This is a genomic window from Kitasatospora sp. NPDC056783 (assembly GCF_042789895.1).
Taxonomy (GTDB): domain Bacteria; phylum Actinomycetota; class Actinomycetes; order Streptomycetales; family Streptomycetaceae; genus Kitasatospora.
This window is the reverse complement of record NZ_JBHUAF010000537.1, coordinates 1-4,519: the sequence shown is the minus strand read 5'-3', so window position 1 is coordinate 4,519 and position 4,519 is coordinate 1. Positions and strand designations below refer to the sequence as shown.

3 protein-coding genes are annotated in these 4,519 nt (G+C 75.2%); all 3 read right to left on the bottom strand.

Going from position 1 to position 4,519, the window contains the following annotated elements:
- Nucleotides 1-51: 51 nt before the first annotated feature.
- On the bottom strand, nucleotides 52-630 hold the full coding sequence (locus tag ACFRMQ_RS38625; protein ID WP_380735567.1) for a dienelactone hydrolase family protein: 579 nt from the start codon (nucleotides 628-630) through the stop codon (nucleotides 52-54).
- Between the two features lie 74 nt (nucleotides 631-704).
- Nucleotides 705-1,592, bottom strand: a complete 888-nt coding sequence (locus tag ACFRMQ_RS38620; protein WP_380735566.1) for an ABC transporter permease — start codon at nucleotides 1,590-1,592, stop codon at nucleotides 705-707.
- Complete coding sequence (locus tag ACFRMQ_RS38615) at nucleotides 1,589-4,411, bottom strand: alpha/beta fold hydrolase (protein WP_380735564.1); 2,823 nt, start codon at nucleotides 4,409-4,411, stop codon at nucleotides 1,589-1,591. Before ACFRMQ_RS38615 ends, ACFRMQ_RS38620 begins: the two co-directional genes overlap by 4 nt.
- Nucleotides 4,412-4,519: the final 108 nt, after the last annotated feature.

Sequence of the window (4,519 nt, the reverse complement as noted above, 5' to 3'; positions counted from 1 at the left end):
GTCCGGGCGGGCGGGGGCCGGGCGGCTCACGGTCCGCCCCCGCTCACCCCGTCAGTCGTCCAGCTCCGCGAGGAAGTCCAGCGAGGCCGCCCAGGCCCGCTCCGCCGCCTCGGCGTCGTAGTCCGGCAGCTCCGGGTCGGTGAACAGGTGCCCGGCGCCCCGGTAGCGGTGCACCTCCACCTCCGCCCCGGCCCGCCGCATCCGCAGGTACCAGGCGTTCAGCCAGTCCTCCGGCTCGAACGGGTCCGGCTCCGCGATGTGCAGCTGGACGGGGATCTCGGTGGCCGCGTCCTCGCGCAGGTCCGAGGTGCCGTGCAGGAGCAGCAGCCCGCGCGCCTTCTCGTCGGCCAGCGCCAGGTTCTGCGCCACCGCGCCGCCGAGCGAGAACCCGGCGTACACCAGCCCGCCCTCGGAGACCGGCGCGGACGCCGTCACCGCCCGCCGCAGCAGTTCGTCACGGCCGCCGAGCTCCTCCTGGAACTCCTGGGCCTCCTCGACGGACTCGAAGGTCCGCCCGTCGAACAGGTCCGGCGTGTGCACGGTGTGCCCGGCGGCGCGCAACCGGTCGGCGGCGGCGCGGACGGCGGGCCGCAGCCCGTAGGCGGAGTGGAAGAGGACGATCTGGGCCACGGTTCGGGTCCTTCAGCAGGGAGATCACGGGGAGGTCAGCTACCCACCCATGATCCCGCATCCCCGCTCGGGCCCTACGACACCACGTCCTTGCGCGCGAAGCCCCGGAACGCCAGCGCCAGCAGCACCACCGCGTACGACAGCGACAGCGAGACGCCCTGCACCATCCCGCCCCACTCCAACTGCGGCTGCAGGGCGTCCGCCCAGGCGTACTGCCAGTGCGCGGGCAGCCACTCCCGCAGGTCTCCCAGCGCGGTGACGGCGTCCAGCACCCCGGTGACGATCGACGCGAACACCGCGCCGCCCACCGCGCCCAGCGGCGCGTCCGTCGCCGTGGAGAGCCAGAACGCCAGCGCCCCGACCACGATCTCACCGAGGAACACGAAGGCCACCGCGATGGCGATCCGGGGCAGCGCCTCCCCGGCCGGCAGGCTGGCCCCGGCGGGCAGCTTGAGGTCCCCCCAGCCGTACGCGGCCGTGCCGACGACCAGCCCGATCGCGGGCAGCATCACCACCGCCACCGCCGAGAACGCCAGCCCGACGGCGAACTTGCGGGCCAGCAGCCGCGCCCGGGGCACCGGCGCGGCCAGCAGGTAGCGCAGCGAGGACCAGCTGGCCTCGGAGGCGACGGTGTCCCCGCAGAACAGCGCGACCGGGATGACCAGCATGAAGCCGGTGCCGACGAACAGCATGGTGACGGCGAAGTTGGCTCCCGAGGCGGTGGCCAGCTCGATGAAGCTGGTCCGGTCCGGACGGCCCGGGGTGCCGCCGATCCGGAACGCGGCCAGCAGCACGAACGGCATGGCGGCCAGCACCCCGCCGATCACCATCGTGCGGCGCCGGCGCAGCTGGCGCATCGCCTCCACCCGCAGCGGCAGCGTCCGGCTCGCCCGGTAGCCCTCCGCGTGGTCCGCCGAAACGGCGGGGTCGGCGGACACCTCAGCAGGGACCACGGAACTCACGCTCCACCTCCGATCAACGACAGGAACGCGTCCTCCAGCCGCCGCTGCGGCCCGGCGCTCTCCACCGGCACGTCCAGCCGCACCAGCTCGGCCAGCAGCTCGCGGGCCGTCAGTCCGTCCAGGCGCACCAGCAGCCCGCCCTCGACGGCCTCCACCGAGCCGACCCCGGCCAGCGCGGCCGCCTTCTCGACCACCGGCGCGGGGTCGTACGGGCCGGCGATGCCGATCATCAGCAGCTCGCCGGCGCCCACGATGTCCCCGACCGGGCCGGCCGTGACCAGCTGCCCGCGGTCCATCACCACCAGGTCGGTGCAGCTCTGCTCGACCTCGGACAGCAGGTGGCTCGACACGATCACGGTCCGCCCGCCGGCCGCGTACCGGATCATCACCTCGCGCATCTCGCGGATCTGCGGCGGGTCCAGCCCGTTGGTCGGCTCGTCCAGGATCAGCAGGTCCGGCATCCCGAGCATCGCCTGGGCGATCGCCAGCCGCTGCCGCATGCCCTGCGAGTACGTCCGCACCGCGCGGTCCAGCGCCTCGCCGAGTCCGGCGATGGCCAGCGCCTCGTCGAAGCGCGCGTCGGCCTCCGGGCGGCCGGTCGCCTGCCAGTACAGCCGCAGGTTGGCCCGCCCGGTGAGGTGCGGCAGGAAGCCCGCTCCCTCCACGAACGCCCCGACCCGCGACAGCACCGGCGCGCCGGGCCGCACCAGGTGCCCGAAGATCCGGATCTCCCCGGCGTCCGGCCGGATCAGTCCCATCAGCATCCGCAGCGTGGTGGTCTTGCCCGCGCCGTTCGGCCCGAGCAGTCCGAGCACCTGCCCCTGCTCCACCCGGAAGCCCAGCTCCCGTACCGCGTACCGGTCCCGGGAGCCCTTGTAGCGCTTGCTCAGGCCGCTGATCAGCAGCGGTACCGCGGCCAGCTCCGGATCGAATCCGGGCCCGGCGGCCGCCCGGCGGCGGCGCAGCAGGGGCACCAGCAGCAGAGCGGCGGCCACCGCCACCGCGACCAGCGGCAGTACCCAGGTCCGCGAGGGCAGCGGCGCCGCCTCGGTGACCAGTTGCTCGACGGTCGGCACGGTGAGCGCCCCGGCCGGAGCGATCCGGTAGGTGGCCGGCTCGGAGGGCGAGGCGTACGCCAGGTCGGTGCTCGCCAGCACCAGCCGCAGCCGGTGCCCGGCGGGGAAGGTGTGGTCCACGGTCGGCAGCGCCACCGTGACGGTCTGCCCGGCGTCCGCGCCGGTGACCCGCAGCGGGGCGGCGAGTTGCTGCGGCAGCGTCTCCTTGCCGTCCGGCCCGACGTCGTACAGCTTCGCGAAGAGCACCGCGTCCGGACGGTCCGCCCGCACCCGCACCGGGACGGTCGGCTGCCCGGTCAGGTGCAGCGGCGTGTCCAGCGGCGCCGAGTCGAAGGCGGCGTTCTGCCCGGGGAAGTCCAGCGACAGCCCGGCGCCCAGTGAGGCCGCCTGGCTGAGCGCGCCGATGCCCGGCAGCGTCGAGATCCCGGGCGGCGCGCCGCCGGGCGGGTTGGCGATCGTCTTCTCCCCGCCCGCCAGCTCGACGGTCCGCGAGCCCGTTCCGCCCAGCCCCGGGTACCGGTCGGCGGTGGCGCCGCGCAGGACGGCCTGGAAGCCGGTCGAGTCGACCCCGCCGGTCCGGGTGACCCGGAACGCGGGCCCGGTGTCGTCGCCGAGCCCCTTCGAGCCGCGATTCTTCAAGAAGTGGTCGAACCAGGCCGTCACCCGGTCGTCGACCCGGGCGCTGGTGTCCGTCCCGCCGTCGTGGCCGCCGGCGAACCAGTCCACCGCGACCGGCGCTCCGTTGGCGGCCACCGCCCGGGCGATCTCGTCCCCCTGGTCCAGCGGGAACAGCGAGTCCTGCTGCCCCTGCACGACGAGCGTGGGCTTGTCGAGCCGCTCCGCCACCGAGGACGGGCTGGAGCGGTCCAGCAGCGCGACGGCCTCCGGGTCGGCGTGCCCGGCGGTGGCGACCCGGTCGTACATCCGGCAGAGCGATTCCAGGAACCGCCCGCAGCCGACCGGCCCGCCGTCCGCCGAGGAGCCGTCCGCCGGGGAGCCGTCCGTCCGCGGCTTGGTGCCGCCCTCCCGAGGGGCCCCTCCCGAGGGCCCGAGGTCGCCGGCCGAGCCGGTGGTGAAGAAGATCCCCGCCCAGAGTTTCTTGAACACGCCGTCGGCCGCGCCCGAGCCCCGGACGCCCTGCGGGAACAGCGAGTCGGCCAGGTTCCACCAGGTGATCTGGGTGGCCACCGCGTCGATCCGGGGGTCGTACGCGGAGGCCAGCAGCGAGATCGCCCCGCCGTACGAGGCGCCGGTGATGCCGACCGCCGGGTCGCCGGGCGCGTCCAGCCGCACCTCGGGCCGCTGGGCCAGCCAGTCCACCAGGTGCTTGACGTCCTCGACCTCGCGGTCCGGCGCGTTCAGCCCGATCTTGCCGCCCGAGTGCCCGAAGCCGCGCGCCGACCAGGTCAGCACCGCGTACCCCTGCCGGGCCAGCTGCTCGGCCCGCTCGCGCTCGCCCTCCTTGGAGCCGCCGAAGCCGTGCGCCAGCAGCACCGCCGGGCGCGGGCCGCCGCCGGGGGTGGTGAAGAACGAGGTGTCCAGCTGGATCTGCTGGGTGCTGCCGGGTGTCTCCGGCATGCTGAGGAAACGGTCCTCCTGGTGGACCGCCCGCTCACCGCCGGACGCCGTCGTCGCGGTACCGGCCGCGGCCACCGCCACCAGGGCCACCGCCCCCGCCAGCACCCTGCGTCTGACCGTCGTACCCCGGGCGCGCCAGCGACGCCATGCCCCACCGAGCTCCATGGCCGTTGATCGTATCCGCCGCCCGGGTAGGCGTCCGATAAAGCCACCGCCCCCCGGCCCCGGAACGGGGTTCCCCGCCCCCGGCAAGGGCGCGGGAGACGGGGTGGC

Excerpts from the sequence above, each read along its gene's own strand:
- ACFRMQ_RS38615 (WP_380735564.1), bottom strand. The coding sequence starts at position 4,411 with ATGGAGCTCGGTGGGGCATGGCGTCGCTGGCGCGCCCGGGGTACGACG.